This window comes from Pseudomonas sp. P1_F1_2, assembly GCF_056405815.1.
Genome location: NZ_JBFUBK010000013.1, coordinates 23,632 through 40,402, shown reverse-complemented (window position 1 = coordinate 40,402; position 16,771 = coordinate 23,632). Strand labels below are relative to the sequence as shown.

Here is a 16,771-nt window from a genome sequence, read left to right as displayed (position 1 = left end):
TTCAAGGCCTGCCGAGTAGATGGCTCATCGCGGTCTTGAGTTTCATTGGCCGCACCGGTTTGTGCATCAGGGTATGGCCCAACTCACGGATTTGCAGTTTGAGTTCATTGCTGTAGTTGGCCGTGATCATCATTGCCGGGATCGGTGAAGCCCGACGGGCATTGATCCGGGCGACGGCGTCGACACCGTTCTGATCGTTGTCCAGATGGTAGTCCGCGATCAGCAGGTCGGCCTCGGCGTGGTAGTTGTCCACTTGCCGGGCCAGATCCTCTTCCGACAGCGCCGTGACCACCCGACAACCCCACCCTTCCAGCAACGTGCGCATACCGGCGCAAATGGTCGCGTCGTTGTCCAGCACCCATACCCGCGCGCCGCGCAAGCGCTCAAGCATCGGCTCGCTCATCTGCAATGTCGGCTGAGGCTTGGGCGCTGTTGCACTCAACGGCACTTCGACCGAGAACATCGAACCCTTGCCCGGCCAGGAGCGCACCTGAATGCGATGCCCGAGAATGCCGGCAATTTTCTCGACAATTGCCAGGCCCAGTCCCAGGCCGCGATCCTGATCCGGACGCTGCACGTCACCGCGTTTGAACTCCTGAAAAATCTCTTCCAGGCGATGTTCGGCGATGCCCATGCCCGTGTCCCAGACCTGAATCAATAACCGCTGGTGATGGCGTCTGCAGCCCAAAACCACACGACCGCTGTAGGTGTAACGAATCGCATTGCTCAACAAATTGCGCAGGATGCGCGCCAATAGCTGGATGTCACTGCGCACCAAGGCCGAACAGGCAACAAAGCGCAGTTCAAGGCCCTCGCTGCGCGCCACCTGGGTGTATTCAGCCGCCAGGTTTTCCAACAGTTCGCTCAGGGCGAACGGCGCAATATCGGCCTTGATCACCCCGGCATCGAGCTTGGAAATATCTACCAGCGTGCCCAACAGGTTTTCCACGTCTTCCAGGGAGTTACTGACATTGCGCACCAGAATTTCGTTGGAGATGGGCTCGCGCCGCTCCATCAATGCACTGGTGAACAATCGTGCGGCGTTCAGCGGTTGCAGCAGATCATGGCTGACCGCCGCCAGAAACTTGGTCTTCGACAGGTTGGCCTGCTCGGCTTCAAGCTTGGCCTCGCGCAAACGGGATTCCACCCGACGACGCTCATCGATTTCACGCAACAACTGGTCATTGAGGGTGGTCAGTTCTGCGGTGCGCTCACACACCCGCAGCTCAAGATTCTGGTACGCCTGGTGCAACGCCTCGGCGGTACGGCGACGTTCGGTGATGTCGCGAATCAACACGAAAATCCCCACCACCTCCCCTGTCGCCAGTCGATTGGGCACATAGGAGCGCAGCATGTAGCGTTCCTGATTATTGACGTTGGTCTCGGCGAACTCGAACGTGACGCTCTCACCGGCCAACGCCCGGGCCACGTAAGACTCCAGGCGCTGGTAATGCTGTTCGCTGTGCACTTCACGCAGGCTCTGACCGAGCATCACGCCACGGGGCCAGCAGTACCACTCTTCGTAAACTTTGTTGGTGAATTCGTACACCAGATCGGCATTGAGGTAGGCGATCAGCGCCGGGACGTGGTCGGTGATCAGGCGAATCCAGCGCTCGCTTTCACTCAGTGCCTCGGCGTGCTGGTAGCGCTCGGTGATGTCGGTGAAGGTGTTGACGAATCCGCCAGTGGGCAGCGGATGCGTGCGGATCTCCAGGACCCGGCCGTCATAGAGGCGTTGCTCGCATTCCTGTACGGGCCGACCGTTGCCATCGCGACTGGCCGGGGTGAGCAAATTCAACTCCGTGTCGGCAATCACTTCGGCAAACGGTCGATGGGCCGCAACCGGTGCCAGGCCGCTCAATTCGAGGAAACGCCGGTTCCACAACTCCAGGATGCCGTCGGCGTTGACCATGGCGACCCCTTGGGACAGGTTATCGACCGCCCGCTRCAACAAATGCGATTTCTGCGCCACGGCCTGCTCGCGGCGCACGGTTTCGCTGAGTTTGACGTCAGTAATGTCGGTGAACAGGATGACCCGCCCGCCTTCCTGAGTCGGCCGCTCGCTGACCTGCAGCCAACGTCCGTTCAGCAGGCGATAGAGCAGGCTCTCGTCAGCATTGCCGCGCGGTTCTTCGGTGAACAACCCGTTGTTCATCATCAGGCGCTTGACCTCGGTCAGGCGCATGCCCGCGTTGATCCGCACCCGGCTGTTGCTCCAGAACGCCTTGAAGCGGCTGTTGAACAAGACAATTCGCTGGTCGGCGTCGAACAATACAAAGGCATCGGAAATGCTCTCGATGGCATCGATCAGATGTCGATGCGCCGTTTCGGCGCGCAGGCGTGCCTCACTGAGCAAATGATTGCCAGCCTTGAGTTCGGCCATGGCCTGGTTCAAGGCATCGGTGCGCTCACGCACCTGCTCGGCCAGCACCACTGAGTGCTGGAACGCCGCATATGGATCGTTGCCGCGCGTGATGCCGGACTCGATGCGCTCGATCAGCGCCGCGTTGATGCGTTGAAGTTTGTGGTTATCGTGCAGCAGGCTGGCGACTTCTGCCTGGAGTTCAGCGGTGCCCCGGGGACCGGCCTCGGGCAATGGCAACGCCGGTGAAGGTCTGGTTGATGTGCATGCCATTGAACTGTTCTCCGTAGGTGTTGAAACCCATCACCCGCTGCTCGCGCAAAAACGTTCCGATTGCGTCGAGACTGCCGTCGTCTTCCAGCTCCAGACGCCTGAGAAAGCAGTCACAACCGATGGTCAGCAACAAGTCGCCCAAGCGCTCCTGTAACCCCTCGAACAGGTTTTGCAGGTTCGGCAACATCGGGCCTGGGGTCATGGCGGTGAGCACGATGCCGTTCTCCACGGCGCAGTAAAAACTCAGGCTCAAGTCCGGGTGCACCTGCTGAATGGCGCGCACGTAATACTGTTCGTTGATGCGCACGGCCAAGGGGTGTGCAGCGAAGATCCGGTGATCCAGCTCATCAACCGGAACGCCAATGTGCCGGGCGTACTCGGCGGCGGCCGGTTCGGCGTTGAGTTCATAGACTCGGCGCGAGGCGCTGTCGGCCCCGGTGACCACCAGTTTTTCGGCCCTGGGCAGAATGTGGTGGGTGGTGAACACTTCAAAATCCAGCCAGGTATTGACCAGCACCACCACTGCCGCGCCGCTGTGGAATTCGCCGTCGAAGTAAACGTGGGTATGGGTCAGGTAATTGTCGTCACCGGCCGAACCGCCAAAATGCGGAATGTCGCCCAACGCGGCACTGAGCGCCGCGAGGACCATTTCTTCACGGCTGGACAAACCATCGAGCAACGTCAGGGCAAAGCTGTTGCCCTTGATCGGGGCCAGGGTGTTACTGCGACAGCCACTGACCAGACGCTCGACCATTTGCTGGGCATCGATCAGGCTGAAGTGTTCCATTTCGTCGATCAGCTCGACCGCAATGGAGAAGTGCCGATGATCAAAACCCACTGCCGTCACGCAATTGCGCCCATAGCCCAGCGGGGTGATTTCCCCGGCGCTGGTGCAACCCACCAGACGAATACCGCCGAAGCTGTGTTGCAAGGCCTGCCCTAGCGCCTGCAAGTCATACTCGGCGGAACAGAAAAACAGCACGAAACCCAGATGCGGGTGCAACAATTGCCGCGCCAGTTCTTGCGCCACTTGCCGGGCATCGGTGGCTTGGGACATTGCGCTGACAATGCCTGCGCCTTGGGCCTGCTCCATGATCGCCCCCCGCAGGTGCGTAGATATGAGGCATGAGTGTACGAAGCCTGTGGGTCGTAACGAATGCTACTTGGGTAGCGGGTAACCACTTCGATGGGATGAGAAGGGTCGAGACCCCGGCTGCGATGCGCACAGCCAGGGTCACGACCAAGGATTACCAGGTCAACACGGCCCCCACCGCAACGGTATCGGTGTTTTCGTTCTGGGCGCTGGTGTCATGACCGTTGATTTCGAACTGGTTGTACTCGGCGACAAGTTTGAGGTTGTCATTCACGTCATGGAACAGCGCAATACCGCGCGTTTCGTAGTCCGCGCCACTGCCGACCACGCCATTGCCATCATCGTTGGTCTTGCCGTAGGACAGGGCCAGGCGGTTTTTGCCCAGTTTGTAGGAGCCTTGCAGCAGGTATCCGTCGCTGTCGACGTTGCGCAAGGTTGGCTCGCCGGCGTTGTTGGTGAAGAACGGATTGATGCCTTTGGCCTGGAACCCGGACCCAGTGAGTGACAACCCGCCCATCTTCGCCTGCACGCCATAGCCAACCCCTTTAGAGGTGACTGTGTTGACGGTGGAGTCGGTATTGTCCGAAGTCTGGTAACTGCCATTGACCCAGCTGTAGATCTTCGCCCCGGCGACGTCGAACTGGTACGTGATCTCGCTCTCGGTGCGCGGGTTTTCCTGATAAGCCTTGCCCGTCGGGCTGCTGTCGTTGGTATCAACCGGGTCCATGATCCCGACCGCTACGCGCAAACCGTCCATGACCGGCGTGCGGTAGGTGATCTGCGATGTCGGGAACGGATACGGATACCCGGTGCCGATGTTGCCGAACGAGACGCCGCCGCCATCCACCAACCCCAAGGTATCGCTGACCTGACCGTAACCGGCGAGCATTTCATCGAGCAGGATGTTGGAGCGGGCAAACAGGCCGAAGTCCTTGCCGATCAGCACTTCACCCCACTCAGCGTTTGCCACCGTACCGTAGAACTGCCGCACATCGATGGCGGTGTCGGTGCCGTTGGTTTGGCTGTCGTTGATGGTCACCCAAAACGAGGCCCGGGCACCGAGCTTCAGGTCATCGACCTGCTTGCCCATGTTGAAGCCCAGGTAGTTGGGCAGGAACCCCATCTTGACGCGTGCCTGTCGGCGGTCGAACTGATTACCGGCACGGTCGACATCGCTGTTCACATAAAATGCGTTGATGTAGCCGTCGGTCGAGAATGTGGTCTGGTCCTTGTCATACAGCATGATCTCGGCCTCGGCCATTGAGCTCAGGCCAAGGCCGGACAGGCTGGCGATGAAGAGGGGTAAAAAGCGATGCTTGACGTTCTTATTGTTGTACATGGCGCGCTCCGCGACAGGGGACGAGGTGTCGGAAGCGATTATCGAAAGGTGACCGGCGGCGCCATACGCTGCCTTGGGAGCGGTGCTCAAGTGCTTTGGCAGGGCCGGGAACGCATGACAACTACGGTGTAAGACCGGCCGTCGGCACGGCCCGGAACTCAAGGTGTAGGTCTGTTGACCCACTTGGAAGTCATAGACCTCAGTACTGGCTAAACGCCTACTCTGAACAGCATATAAGCCGCAATCACCATGCAGATGCTGGCAAAGCCCACCTGCAGCGCCCGGGCCGGCACATGCGCACAAAGCTTGCGGCCAACGATCATGCCGACGATGCTGGCGACGATGAAGATTGCGCCGAGACTGTCGATTCGCACGCCGGCATGAAACGCACCGATCACGCCGATGGCGGAAATCAGGCTGATCACCATCAAGGAAGTGGCAACGATGCCGCGCATCTGCACATCAGTGAGCTGCTTGAACGCCGGGACAATCAGAAAACCGCCGCCCACCCCAAGCAGCCCCGACACCACACCGGTAACCGCGCCGAGCGCGGCCAAGGTCGCCGTACATTTGGCAGTCCAGGAAAAACGCCCGGTCTGCTGATCGAGCATGCAGTTTTTCTGGCCCCAGTTGGCGTGGCCGTGATCGCTTGGCCCTTCGTCCTTGCGTTCACGTCGCAGCATCCGCCAGGCAACCATGACCATCAGCATACTGAACAGGACCATCAGGATTTTTTCCGGCAACTGATGGGCGAAGTAAATGCCGACCGGTGAAAACACCGCGCCGAGTAACGCGATCAGCAACGCCGCGCGATAACGCACCAGGCCATGCCGCAATCCGTCAATCGCCCCGACCGCCGCCGCACTGCCCACGGCAAACAAGGCAACGGGTGCCGCTTGGGTCATGGTCAAGCCCAGCCCCAATACCAGGGCCGGCACCGCAAGAATGCCGCCACCGGCCCCGGTCAACCCGAGGACCAGGCCCATGACCACCCCAAAAAAACTCGCCAGCAACATAAACCACTCGTGATCTGCGAAAAAAGCCGGGACCGCCCGGTATCGATGACTGACAGGATAGAGCCCGCGCAGATTTTTTCATCATTTGAATTAATCCGGGCTGGCCAATGCGGGGAAAATGAATCTACCCTCAGCACTCGCCCAGTAAGAAACGCTCACCATGCCTGCCCTCATCAAAGCCTTCCTCGACCCCGCCTCGTCGACCTATAGCTACGTGATTTATGAAACCGATGGCGGCCACTGCGCCATCGTCGACCCGGTGCTCGATTACGACCCGGCGGCCGGGCGGACCGCGACCACCCAACCCGACAAGATCATCGCCTTTGTTCGTGAACATCATTTGCAGGTGCAATGGCTGCTGGAAACCCACGCCCATGCCGATCACTTGTCTGCCGCGCCTTACCTGCGCCGCGAGCTGGGCGGCAACATTGCGATTGGCCAGTCGATCAGCCTGGTTCAGGGCGTGTTCAAAAACCTGTTCAACCTGGAGCCGGAATTTCGCATTGACGGCTCGCAGTTCGATCATCTGTTCGCACCGGATGAGTCGTTCATGATCGGCAACCTCAAGGCCACCGCCCTGCACGTACCCGGCCACACGCCGGCGGACATGGCTTACCTGGTCGACGGCGATGTGATTCTGGTGGGCGACACCCTGTTCATGCCGGATGTGGGCACCGCGCGTTGCGACTTTCCCGGCGGCAACGCGAATCAGTTGTTTACCTCGATCCAGAAATTACTGGCGTTTCCGGCCAGCGTGCGTCTTTACATCTGTCACGATTACCCGCCCGAAGGCCGCGAATCCCAGTGCATGACCACGGTCGGCGAACAGCGTAAAAGCAACATTCACGTGCATGACGGCATTGATGAGACCGCCTTCGTTGAAATGCGCACGCGCCGCGACGCCGGGTTGGGCATGCCGAACCTTCTGCTGCCGGCGATTCAGGTGAATGTGCGGGCCGGGAATCTGCCGCCGCCTGAGGACAATGGCGTGACGTACCTGAAAATCCCCATCAATAAACTCTGACGTTCGATTACTTCCACGCTGACTCCCCACCCTTCGTAGCAGCTGTCGAGCACCGCGAGGCTGCGTCTGCGGTTTACCTGACAAAACTCGATGGCCAGGTTTGCGACGGCTGCGCCGCCGGACGCTGCCTCGCGTGGCTCGTCAGCTGCTACGGGGACGGGGTCAGCTCGAAAGGGTCAGGCCGTTGGCCGGCAATGGCAGTGCGGTTTTGTAGCGCACTTGCTTGAGGGCGAAGCTTGAACGGATGTTCGCAACGCCAGGGACTTTGGTCAGGAAATCCATCATGAAGCGCTCCAGCGACTGAATGGTAGGCACCAGCACCCGGATCAAATAGTCCGGGTCGCCAGCCATCAAATAGCACTCCATCACTTCCGGGCGATCCGAGATCGCCTCCTCAAAATGCTGCAACGCTTCTTCCACCTGCTTCTCCAGGCTCACGTGAATGAACACATTGACGTGCAGCCCAAGCAGATCGGCATCCAGTAGCGTCACTTGCTCACGAATCAAGCCCAGTTCTTCCATCGCCTTGACCCGGTTGAAGCACGGTGTCGGCGACAAGTTGACCGAGCGTGCGAGGTCGGCGTTGGTGATGCGCGCATTCTCCTGAAGGCTGTTGAGAATGCCGATATCGGTACGGTCCAATTTGCGCATGAGACAAAACCACCTGTTTTTTTTGTATATGCAGATTTTTTATCCCCAAATGATCTCCAGTGCAACGAAACAGAGATAAATATTCTTCTTCGCCGGGCCTATGATTGTTGTAGGACAAGATTTCTTCCACAGAAGAATGACGGTCAGCTCACTACAAGAAATTCACAAGATCGAGCGTAGAAGCCATGAACCAAGCGTACGAACCGCTGCAACTGCACGTTCCCGAACCATCGGGCCGTCCTGGCTGCAAAACCGACTTCTCCTACCTGCGTCTGACCGACGCCGGCACGGTGCGCAAACCTTCCATCGACGTCGAACCCGCCGACACCGCCGACCTGGCCAAAGGGCTCATTCGCGTGCTCGACGACCAGGGCAATGCCCTCGGTCCGTGGGCTGAAGGCGTACCGGTCGAGATCCTGCGCAAGGGCATGCGTGCCATGCTCAAGACGCGGATCTATGACAACCGCATGGTGGTCGCCCAGCGTCAKAAAAAAATGTCGTTCTACATGCAGAGCCTCGGCGAAGAAGCCATCGGCAGCGGCCAGGCCCTGGCGCTGAACGTTGATGACATGTGCTTCCCGACGTACCGCCAACAAAGCATCCTGATGGCACGAGACGTGCCGCTGGTGGACCTGATCTGCCAACTGCTGTCCAACGAGCGCGATCCGCTCAAGGGCCGTCAGCTGCCGATCATGTATTCGGTCAAAGACTTCGGTTTCTTCACCATTTCCGGCAACCTCGCCACCCAATTCGTACAGGGTGTGGGCTGGGGCATGGCCTCGGCGATCAAGGGCGACACCAAAATCGCTTCGGCCTGGATCGGTGACGGCGCCACCGCTGAATCAGACTTCCACACCGCCCTCACCTTCGCCCACGTGTACCGTGCGCCGGTGATCCTCAACGTGGTCAACAACCAGTGGGCGATCTCCACCTTCCAGGCGATTGCCGGTGGTGAAGCCACCACGTTCGCCGGTCGTGGCGTCGGTTGTGGCATTGCCTCCCTGCGGGTTGATGGCAACGATTTCGTCGCAGTCTATGCGGCGTCTGCCTGGGCCGCCGAACGCGCCCGCCGCAACCTCGGCCCGACCATGATCGAATGGGTCACCTACCGCGCCGGCCCCCACTCCACCTCCGATGACCCGTCCAAGTACCGTCCTGCCGACGACTGGAGCTACTTCCCGCTGGGCGACCCGATTGCCCGCCTCAAGCAGCACCTGATCAAGATCGGTCACTGGTCCGAAGAGGAACACACCGCCGTCAGCGCCGAACTGGAAGCCCAGGTCATCTCCGCGCAGAAAGAAGCCGAACAGTACGGCACCCTCGCCGGTGGCCAGATTCCAAGCGCCGCGACCATGTTCGAAGACGTCTACAAAGAGATGCCGGAGCACTTGAAGCGCCAGCGTCAAGAGTTGGGGATCTGACATGAACGACCACAACAACAATATCAAGCCGGAAACTGCCATGACCACGACCACCATGACCATGATCCAGGCCCTGCGCTCGGCCATGGATGTGATGCTTGAGCGTGACGACAACGTCGTGGTCTTCGGCCAGGACGTCGGTTACTTCGGCGGCGTTTTCCGTTGCACCGAAGGTTTGCAGAACAAGTACGGCACCTCCCGGGTGTTCGACGCGCCGATCTCCGAAAGCGGCATCGTCGGTGTCGCCGTGGGCATGGGCGCCTATGGCCTGCGCCCGGTGGCCGAGATTCAGTTCGCCGACTACGTGTACCCGGCATCGGACCAGATCATTTCCGAAGCCGCCCGCCTGCGCTATCGCTCGGCCGGTGAGTTCACCGCACCGATGACCCTGCGCATGCCTTGCGGCGGCGGTATCTACGGCGGCCAAACCCACAGCCAGAGCATCGAGGCGATGTTCACTCAGGTGTGCGGTCTGCGCACGGTCATGCCGTCCAACCCATACGACGCCAAGGGCTTGCTGATTGCCTCCATCGAAAACGATGACCCGGTGATCTTCCTTGAGCCAAAACGCCTGTACAACGGCCCGTTCGACGGCCACCACGACCGCCCGGTTACCCCATGGTCGAAACACCCGGCCGCACAAGTGCCGGACGGCTACTACACCGTGCCGCTGGACGTCGCCGCCATCGCCCGTCCGGGCAAGGACGTGACCATCCTGACCTACGGCACCACCGTTTACGTCTCGCAAGTGGCCGCTGAAGAAACCGGCATCGACGCTGAAGTCATCGACCTGCGCAGCCTTTGGCCGCTGGACCTGGAGACCATCGTCAAATCGGTGAAGAAAACCGGACGCTGCGTAGTCGTTCACGAAGCGACCCGCACCTGCGGCTTCGGCGCCGAACTGGTCGCCCTGGTGCAAGAGCATTGCTTCCACTACCTGGAAGCGCCTATCGAACGCGTCACCGGTTGGGACACCCCCTACCCGCACGCACAAGAGTGGGCGTATTTCCCTGGTCCGTCCCGTGTGGGCGCGGCTTTGCATCGGGTTATGGAGGTCTGAATGGGCACGCACGTTATTAAAATGCCGGACATTGGTGAAGGCATTGCAGAAGTTGAATTGTCGGTGTGGCACGTCAAGGTTGGCGACATGGTCGTCGAAGATCAGGTGCTGGCCGATGTGATGACCGACAAGGCGATGGTCGACATCCCTTCCCCGGTCCACGGCAAGGTGATTGCGCTGGGCGGTGTGCCTGGCGAAGTCATGGCGGTTGGCAGCATCCTGATCAGCATCGAAGTGGAAGGCGCGGGCAACGTTAAAGAGTCGTCCCAGCCGGCCCCTGTTAAAGAAGCACCGGTTGCAGCCCCTAAAGTTGAAGCCGTGGTTGCCAGCAAACCCGTCGCTGCCGCAGCGCCGCGAATGGCTGCTTGCCTGGGCCCAATGGTGGCACGCGAGGCCGACGAACGCCCGCTGGCCTCCCCGGCCGTGCGCAAACACGCGCTGGACCTCGGCATTCAATTGCGTCTGGTGCGTGGCAGCGGCCCTGCCGGTCGCGTGCTGCACGAAGACCTCGACGCCTATCTGGCGCAGGGTCAGTCGAATGCATCGACCGTGCCCTCTGCTTACGCCCAGCGTAACGACGAAGAACAAATCCCGGTCATCGGCATGCGCCGCAAGATCGCCCAGCGCATGCAGGACGCCACCCAGCGTGCAGCACACTTCAGTTATGTTGAAGAAATCGACGTCACCGCCGTCGAAGAATTGCGCGCGCACCTGAACGAAAAACACGGTGCGACTCGCGGCAAGCTGACCTTGCTGCCGTTCCTGGTCCGTGCCCTGGTCGTTGCCCTGCGTGATTTCCCGCAGATCAACGCCCGTTATGACGACGAAGCCCAAGTCATCACCCGCCTCGGCGCGGTGCATGTGGGCATCGCCACCCAGGCCGACATCGGCTTGATGGTGCCGGTGGTGCGTCATGCCGAAGCCCGCAGCCTGTGGGACAGCGCGACTGAAATCTCCCGTTTGGCCACCGCCGCACGCAATGGCAAGGCCAGCCGTGATGAACTGTCCGGTTCGAGCATCACCCTGACCAGCCTCGGTGCGTTGGGCGGCATTGTCAGCACCCCGGTGTTGAACCTGCCGGAAGTGGCGATTGTCGGCGTCAACAAAATCGTCGAGCGCCCAATGGTCGTCAAAGGCCAGATCGTGATCCGCAAGATGATGAACCTCTCCAGTTCCTTCGATCACCGTGTGGTCGACGGCATGGACGCGGCGCAATTCATCCAGGCCGTTCGCGGCTTGCTCGAACAACCCGCTACCCTGTTTGTGGAGTAAGGCATGCAATCTCTGAACACCACACTGCTGATCATCGGCGGCGGCCCCGGCGGTTATGTGACCGCGATCCGAGCCGGTCAGTTGGGCATCCCGACCATTCTGGTGGAAGGTGAATCGCTGGGCGGTACATGCCTGAATATCGGCTGCATCCCGTCGAAAGCGCTGATCCACGTCGCTGAGCAGTTTCACCAGACGCAACACCACAGCCAGCATTCAGCCTTGGGCATCAACGTTTCGGCACCAACCCTCGACATCAGCAAGAGCGTCGAGTGGAAGGACGGCATCGTTGATCGCCTGACCACTGGCGTCGCGGCGCTGCTGAAAAAGAACAAGGTCCAGGTCATTCAAGGCTGGGCCAAGGTGATCGATGGTAAAACCGTCGAGGTTGGCGACACGCGCATTCAGTGCGAGCACCTGGTGCTGGCCACCGGTTCGAAAAGCGTGAACCTGCCGATGCTGCCGATTGGCGGTCCGATCATCTCCTCCACCGAAGCCCTGGCGCCGACGTCCGTGCCCAAGCGACTGACCGTGGTCGGTGGCGGCTACATCGGTCTGGAACTGGGGATTGCCTATCGCAAGCTCGGCGCCGACGTCTGCGTAGTCGAGGCACAGGAGCGGATCCTGCCGGCTTACGACGCTGAACTGACTCAGCCGGTACACGACGAACTGAAAAAACTCGGCGTGAAGCTTTACTTGAAGCATAGCGTTCAAGGCTTTGATTCTTCGAACAATTCTCTTAAAGTTCTTGATCCAAACGGCGACACCCTGAACCTGGAAACCGATCAGGTGCTGGTCGCCGTGGGTCGCAAACCGAACACCCAGGGCTGGAACCTCGAAGCGCTGAACCTGGACATGAACGGCTCGGCGATCAAGATCGACAACCGCTGCCAGACCAGCATGCGCAACGTGTACGCCATCGGTGACCTGAGCGGCGAACCAATGCTCGCGCACCGGGCCATGGCTCAGGGCGAGATGGTGGCTGAACTGATCAGCGGTAAAACCCGCGAGTTCAACCCTACCGCCATTGCCGCCGTGTGCTTTACCGACCCGGAACTGGTGGTGGTCGGCCAGACCCCGGACGAGGTCAAGGCGGCGGGTCTGGACTGCATCGTTTCGAGCTTCCCGTTCGCGGCCAATGGCCGGGCGATGACGCTGGAATCGAAAAGCGGCTTCGTGCGGGTGGTCGCTCGTCGGGACAATCATGTGATTGTCGGCTGGCAAGCGGTGGGCGTCGGGGTTTCCGAGCTGTCCACGGCCTTCGCCCAGAGCCTGGAAATGGGCGCGCGCCTGGAAGACATCGGCGGCACCATCCACGCGCATCCGACCTTGGGCGAGGCCGTGCAGGAAGCAGCGTTGCGAGCCCTTGGCCACGCGCTGCACCTGTAAAACCGTACGCAATACCTTGTAGCAGCTGACGAGCCCCGCGAGGCAGCGGCCGGCGACGAAGTCGTCGCAAGACCTGCGACCCAGTGCTGTCAGGCACACCGAGCCAGCCGGATTACGACGACTTCGTCGCCGGACGCTGCCTCGCGGGGCTCGACAGCTGCTACACCGGGACGTATCGATGGTCGCAGAGATCGAATTGCAGGCTGCGAAATGGGTCCGGAATGAAGTATTGTTGTCCCCATCCAAAAAACGTCAGAAGCCTTGAACCGTTTCGACGGTTGTTCAGTGATAGAGGGTGTCATGGGTAACGAAAGCATTAATTGGGACAAGCTGGGTTTTGACTACATCAAGACAGACAAGCGTTTCTTGTCGTACTGGCGCAATGGCGAGTGGGACAAAGGCACCCTGACCGAAGACAACGTGCTGCACATCAGCGAAGGCTCCACCGCCCTTCACTATGGCCAGCAATGCTTCGAAGGCATGAAGGCCTATCGTTGCAAGGACGGTTCGATCAACCTGTTCCGCCCGGACCAGAATGCCCTGCGCATGCAGCGCAGCTGTGCACGTCTGCTGATGCCGTTCGTGGAAACCGAGCAGTTCATCGAAGCGTGCAAGGCAGTGGTCCGCGCCAACGAACGTTTCATCCCGCCTTACGGCACCGGCGGCGCGCTGTACCTGCGTCCGTTCGTGATCGGCGTGGGTGACAACATCGGCGTGCGTACCGCGCCCGAGTTCATCTTCTCGATCTTCGCCATTCCGGTTGGTGCCTACTTCAAGGGCGGCCTGACCCCGCACAACTTCCTGATCTCCAGCTTCGACCGTGCAGCCCCACAAGGCACCGGCGCGGCCAAGGTCGGTGGCAACTACGCCGCCAGCCTGATGCCAGGCTCCCAGGCCAAGAAAGCGCACTACGCCGACTGCATCTACCTGGACCCGATGACCCACACCAAAATCGAGGAAGTCGGTTCGGCCAACTTCTTCGGGATCACCCACGACAACAAGTTCGTCACCCCGAACTCGCCGTCGGTACTGCCAGGCATCACCCGCCTGTCGTTGATCGAGCTGGCCAAATCGCGTCTGGGCCTGGAAGTGATCGAAGGCGACGTGTTCATCGACAAGCTCTCGGACTTCAAAGAAGCCGGCGCTTGCGGTACTGCTGCCGTGATCACCCCGATCGGCGGCATCAGCTACAACGATCACCTGCACGTGTTCCACAGTGAAACCGAAGTCGGCCCGGTCACCCAGAAGCTCTACAAAGAGCTGACCGGTGTGCAGACTGGCGACATCGAAGCGCCGGCGGGCTGGATCGTCAAGGTTTGATCTGACGTTGCAGTACGCTTGAGTAAAAAAGCCCGGCCATCCATTGGATGACCGGGCTTTTTTTCATCTGCACCTTATTAATATTTTTATATATCAGTGTCTTACAGCAACCTCATGAGATGTTTCATAAACAGGAGCGGGCGATCCGCTTGAGGGCGGTAACATCAGGTCAAACCGCGTACTCAGTGCCTTGCGCCCCACCGCTGTCAACGTCAACGCCCGGCTGTCCAGATCCTGCGTCACCCATTTGCGCTGGATCGCGGTTTGCAGCAACGCTGCACCCAATGAGCCGCCCAGATGCGGCCGGCGCATGCTCCAATCCAGGCATGGGCAAGCGAAACGACGACGCAAGGTGTTCAGGTCCTTGACCTCGATCCCCAATCCTTCGAACAGCACCTCGCCACTGTCGCTCAGCCGATAGGCCTGCTCATCGGTTTCCAGCAACCAGCCTTTCTCCAGCATCCGGTCATGCAGCAACACCGCCAACGTCCCCGCCATGTGGTCGTAACAGGTGCGGGCAAATTGCAGCCGATCCGGCGTGCGCGAGTTGAACGTCGGCGCAGTGTTCTGGCCAATCACCATCAATGCTTCCAGTGCCTGGGCCACACGCTTGTCCGCCAGGCTGTAATAGCGATGGCGGCCCTGCACGTGCAGCCGCACCAGCGCCAGCTCCTTGAGTTTGGCCAAGTGCGCGCTGGCGGTAGAGGCGCTGACTTCGGCAATCGCCGCCAGCTCGGTGCTGGTACGTGCATGGCCATCCATCAGGGAACAGAGGATTTTCGTCCGGGCCGGCTCTGCGATGGCTGCCGCGACCTGAGAGACGCCGATGTCGTGTTGTTCTACGTTCATATTTCGCTCCCGGACGAATCAAGGGCTGCTCGGACTGGAGATAGTAGCAACACTTTCCCCTCCACGAACGAGGCTGCGACCCATGGACCCGATCATCGCTGCGACTCACGTCGACCCTTATCCCTATTACGCGCAATTGCGCGCACAAGGCGGGTTGGTTTTTCACCAAGGACTGAATATGTGGGTGGCTAGCACTGCTCAGGCTGTTGCCGCGGTGCTGGCGCATCCCGATTGCCATGTCCGGCCAGCCGCTGAACCCGTGCCCAAGGCGATTGCCGGGGGCATGGCCGGCAGGGTATTCGGGCAATTGATGCGCATGAATGAAGGCGAACGGCAGCGCTGTCCGAGGTCGGCGATTGAGCCTGGGTTAGCGCTGATTGATGTGGATGAAGTCAATTCGCTAGTGGCCGTGCGGTTGATCACGCCGCACGCCGATGGGTTATACAACGCCATGTTTCGCGGGCCGGTGTGCGTAGTGGCGGCGTTGCTGGGATTCACGCCGGCTCAGGGTCGGGCGATCAGCGAGCTGACGGCGGAGTTTGTTGCGTGCCTGTCACCGCTCAGCGATCAGGCGCAACTCAATGCCGCACAGGCTGCCGCCGAACATTTACGGGGTTACTTGATTGAGCTTCTCGACGATGCGGATAACAAGAGCCCGCTGCTCGCCGGGATTCGCGGGCGCTTTACGGGTGACCCCGAAACGCTGTTTGCCAATCTGATCGGATTGTTTTCCCAGACGTTTGATGCCACTGCAGGACTGATCGGTAATGCGCTATTGGCAGTGATTCGACATCCATTGCTACTGGAGGCACGCGCAGAAGATGTGATTGCCGAAACCCAGCGTTTTGACCCGTCGGTACAGAACACTCGCCGGTTTGTCGCCGCGCCGTGTGAAATCGAGGGGGTAAGCCTTGATTCGGGCGATGTGATTCTTCTGCTGTTGGCGTCGGCCAATCGCGATCCGCAGCTCAATGATCGTGCGGACGTCTTTCTGGTGGATCGCCCGCAGCGTCGCAGTTTTACCTTCGGCGCCGGAAGGCATCATTGTCCGGGGCACGTATTGGCGTTGGGGATTGCCAGTGCGACGCTGCGGGAGATTCTGGCGCATCGACCTGCGCTGGAGCAGTTTGCCTGGGCGTATCGGCCTTCGCTGAATGGCCGGGTTCCGGTGTTTCGTGACGCGCCATGAGACCTGTCAATCCATTAACGACCCGACACACTCTGCATCCGGCCAGAACAATGCCGCCTGCCCCCGATGCTCGCCGTGCTGATCGATCAGGGTCCAGACCTTGCCTTCGTAAATCATGAAGGCATGGCCGTCCCTGTCCACCCGCCAGCCGCTATAGCCATGAGCAATTCCGTTCGCCGTGACCTGTTCCAGCAGTGACTGGCGCATGGCTCGGTCCAACGGCGAAGCGCTGAACCGTGACGGCATGCCAAGGAACTGCTCGCGATCGTATTTGAAACAGGCCAGCGTCTGTTCATTGGCGTAGAAGAAACGGGGATCGCCTTCAGTGCCATGGGCTAACAGGCTGTAAGGCGCGTGCTCGTGCAACCAATGCAAGCGTTCCGGCCCGGTCAGTGATTCAGGGGCCGGCAGCCCCTGGCCGGTCCAGTGCCGATAAGCCTCGTCCAGCAACTGAACAGCCGCGTATTCGTTGATTGGCGACACGCGCCCTCCCATGCCATTGCGTTGGTGATACGA

The 16,771-nt window shown here is 60.1% G+C and carries 14 protein-coding genes; 7 read left to right on the top strand and 7 right to left on the bottom strand.

Annotation, left to right across the window (positions count from 1 at the left end; translation table 11 throughout):
• Position 1: 1 nt before the first annotated feature.
• The 4 genes from nahK to AC1D2P_RS06045 all read right to left on the bottom strand — a co-directional run bounded on the left by nahK (position 2) and on the right by AC1D2P_RS06045 (position 6,083).
• On the bottom strand, positions 2 to 2,596 hold the full coding sequence (gene nahK / locus AC1D2P_RS06060) for a hybrid sensor histidine kinase/response regulator NahK/ErcS' (RefSeq protein WP_477811347.1): 2,595 nt from the start codon (positions 2,594 to 2,596) through the stop codon (positions 2 to 4).
• Entirely contained in the window at positions 2,565 to 3,728 is a 1,164-nt protein-coding gene (nosP, locus tag AC1D2P_RS06055) for a nitric oxide-sensing protein NosP (RefSeq protein WP_046031436.1), read from the bottom strand. Before nosP ends, nahK begins: the two co-directional genes overlap by 32 nt.
• Positions 3,729 to 3,882: 154 nt before the next feature.
• Positions 3,883 to 5,067, bottom strand: coding sequence for a porin (locus AC1D2P_RS06050; protein ID WP_223525179.1), 1,185 nt, complete (start codon positions 5,065 to 5,067; stop codon positions 3,883 to 3,885).
• 209 nt (positions 5,068 to 5,276) lie between these two features.
• A complete protein-coding gene (locus AC1D2P_RS06045) occupies positions 5,277 to 6,083 on the bottom strand; it encodes a sulfite exporter TauE/SafE family protein (RefSeq protein WP_077432015.1) in 807 nt (268 codons plus the stop codon).
• 160 nt (positions 6,084 to 6,243) lie between these two features.
• Between AC1D2P_RS06045 and AC1D2P_RS06040 the strand changes: the two genes are divergently transcribed.
• A complete protein-coding gene (locus AC1D2P_RS06040; RefSeq protein ID WP_109786153.1) occupies positions 6,244 to 7,107 on the top strand; it encodes an MBL fold metallo-hydrolase in 864 nt (287 codons plus the stop codon).
• Positions 7,108 to 7,269: 162 nt separating this feature from the next.
• Here the strand turns inward: AC1D2P_RS06040 and bkdR are convergent, their stop codons facing one another.
• A complete protein-coding gene (gene bkdR, locus AC1D2P_RS06035; RefSeq protein ID WP_027923281.1) occupies positions 7,270 to 7,758 on the bottom strand; it encodes a Bkd operon transcriptional regulator BkdR in 489 nt (162 codons plus the stop codon).
• A 185-nt stretch (positions 7,759 to 7,943) separates the two neighbouring features.
• On the opposite strand from bkdR, the gene AC1D2P_RS06030 reads away from it, so the two are divergent.
• The 5 genes from AC1D2P_RS06030 (at position 7,944) to AC1D2P_RS06010 (ending at position 14,217) form a co-directional block, all read left to right on the top strand.
• Positions 7,944 to 9,179 (top strand): thiamine pyrophosphate-dependent enzyme, encoded by a 1,236-nt coding sequence (locus tag AC1D2P_RS06030; RefSeq protein WP_477811344.1) that lies wholly within the window; start codon positions 7,944 to 7,946, stop codon positions 9,177 to 9,179.
• Position 9,180: 1 nt separating this feature from the next.
• Positions 9,181 to 10,239 carry an alpha-ketoacid dehydrogenase subunit beta gene (locus AC1D2P_RS06025; RefSeq protein ID WP_046031441.1) on the top strand — a complete coding sequence of 353 codons (1,059 nt, stop codon included), beginning with the start codon at positions 9,181 to 9,183 and terminating at the stop codon, positions 10,237 to 10,239.
• Positions 10,240 to 11,511: a dihydrolipoamide acetyltransferase family protein gene (locus tag AC1D2P_RS06020; RefSeq protein ID WP_477758108.1), complete on the top strand. Its 1,272-nt coding sequence runs from the start codon at positions 10,240 to 10,242 to the stop codon at positions 11,509 to 11,511. It abuts the gene before it with no gap.
• Positions 11,512 to 11,514: 3 nt separating this feature from the next.
• Positions 11,515 to 12,897 (top strand): dihydrolipoyl dehydrogenase, encoded by a 1,383-nt coding sequence (gene lpdA / locus AC1D2P_RS06015; RefSeq protein ID WP_477758107.1) that lies wholly within the window; start codon positions 11,515 to 11,517, stop codon positions 12,895 to 12,897.
• 300 nt (positions 12,898 to 13,197) lie between these two features.
• A complete protein-coding gene (locus AC1D2P_RS06010) occupies positions 13,198 to 14,217 on the top strand; it encodes a branched-chain amino acid aminotransferase (protein WP_007948490.1) in 1,020 nt (339 codons plus the stop codon).
• Positions 14,218 to 14,310: 93 nt separating this feature from the next.
• On the opposite strand, the gene AC1D2P_RS06005 is transcribed toward AC1D2P_RS06010, so the two are convergent.
• On the bottom strand, positions 14,311 to 15,066 hold the full coding sequence (locus AC1D2P_RS06005; protein ID WP_046031444.1) for an ArsR/SmtB family transcription factor: 756 nt from the start codon (positions 15,064 to 15,066) through the stop codon (positions 14,311 to 14,313).
• Positions 15,067 to 15,148: 82 nt separating this feature from the next.
• On the opposite strand from AC1D2P_RS06005, the gene AC1D2P_RS06000 reads away from it, so the two are divergent.
• The gene (locus AC1D2P_RS06000) at positions 15,149 to 16,255 is read left to right on the top strand and encodes a cytochrome P450 (RefSeq protein WP_477758106.1); all 1,107 of its coding nucleotides are present in this window, start codon (positions 15,149 to 15,151) and stop codon (positions 16,253 to 16,255) included.
• Positions 16,256 to 16,261: 6 nt separating this feature from the next.
• On the opposite strand, the gene AC1D2P_RS05995 is transcribed toward AC1D2P_RS06000, so the two are convergent.
• Positions 16,262 to 16,750: an MEKHLA domain-containing protein gene (locus tag AC1D2P_RS05995; RefSeq protein WP_046031446.1), complete on the bottom strand. Its 489-nt coding sequence runs from the start codon at positions 16,748 to 16,750 to the stop codon at positions 16,262 to 16,264.
• Between the last annotated feature and the right edge of the window lie 21 nt (positions 16,751 to 16,771).

Bases quoted from the DNA above. Each gene is read 5' to 3' on its own strand.
- nosP (WP_046031436.1), bottom strand. From the start codon at position 3,728: ATGGAGCAGGCCCAAGGCGCAGGCATTGTCAGCGCAATGTCCCAAGCC.
- AC1D2P_RS06050 (WP_223525179.1), bottom strand. From the start codon at position 5,067: ATGTACAACAATAAGAACGTCAAGCATCGCTTTTTACCCCTCTTCATC.
- AC1D2P_RS06045 (WP_077432015.1), bottom strand. From the start codon at position 6,083: ATGTTGCTGGCGAGTTTTTTTGGGGTGGTCATGGGCCTGGTCCTCGGG.
- AC1D2P_RS06040 (WP_109786153.1), top strand. From the start codon at position 6,244: ATGCCTGCCCTCATCAAAGCCTTCCTCGACCCCGCCTCGTCGACCTAT.
- bkdR (WP_027923281.1), bottom strand. From the start codon at position 7,758: ATGCGCAAATTGGACCGTACCGATATCGGCATTCTCAACAGCCTTCAG.
- AC1D2P_RS06025 (WP_046031441.1), top strand. From the start codon at position 9,181: ATGAACGACCACAACAACAATATCAAGCCGGAAACTGCCATGACCACG.
- AC1D2P_RS06020 (WP_477758108.1), top strand. From the start codon at position 10,240: ATGGGCACGCACGTTATTAAAATGCCGGACATTGGTGAAGGCATTGCA.
- lpdA (WP_477758107.1), top strand. From the start codon at position 11,515: ATGCAATCTCTGAACACCACACTGCTGATCATCGGCGGCGGCCCCGGC.
- AC1D2P_RS06010 (WP_007948490.1), top strand. From the start codon at position 13,198: ATGGGTAACGAAAGCATTAATTGGGACAAGCTGGGTTTTGACTACATC.
- AC1D2P_RS06005 (WP_046031444.1), bottom strand. From the start codon at position 15,066: ATGAACGTAGAACAACACGACATCGGCGTCTCTCAGGTCGCGGCAGCC.
- AC1D2P_RS06000 (WP_477758106.1), top strand. From the start codon at position 15,149: ATGGACCCGATCATCGCTGCGACTCACGTCGACCCTTATCCCTATTAC.
- AC1D2P_RS05995 (WP_046031446.1), bottom strand. From the start codon at position 16,750: ATGGGAGGGCGCGTGTCGCCAATCAACGAATACGCGGCTGTTCAGTTG.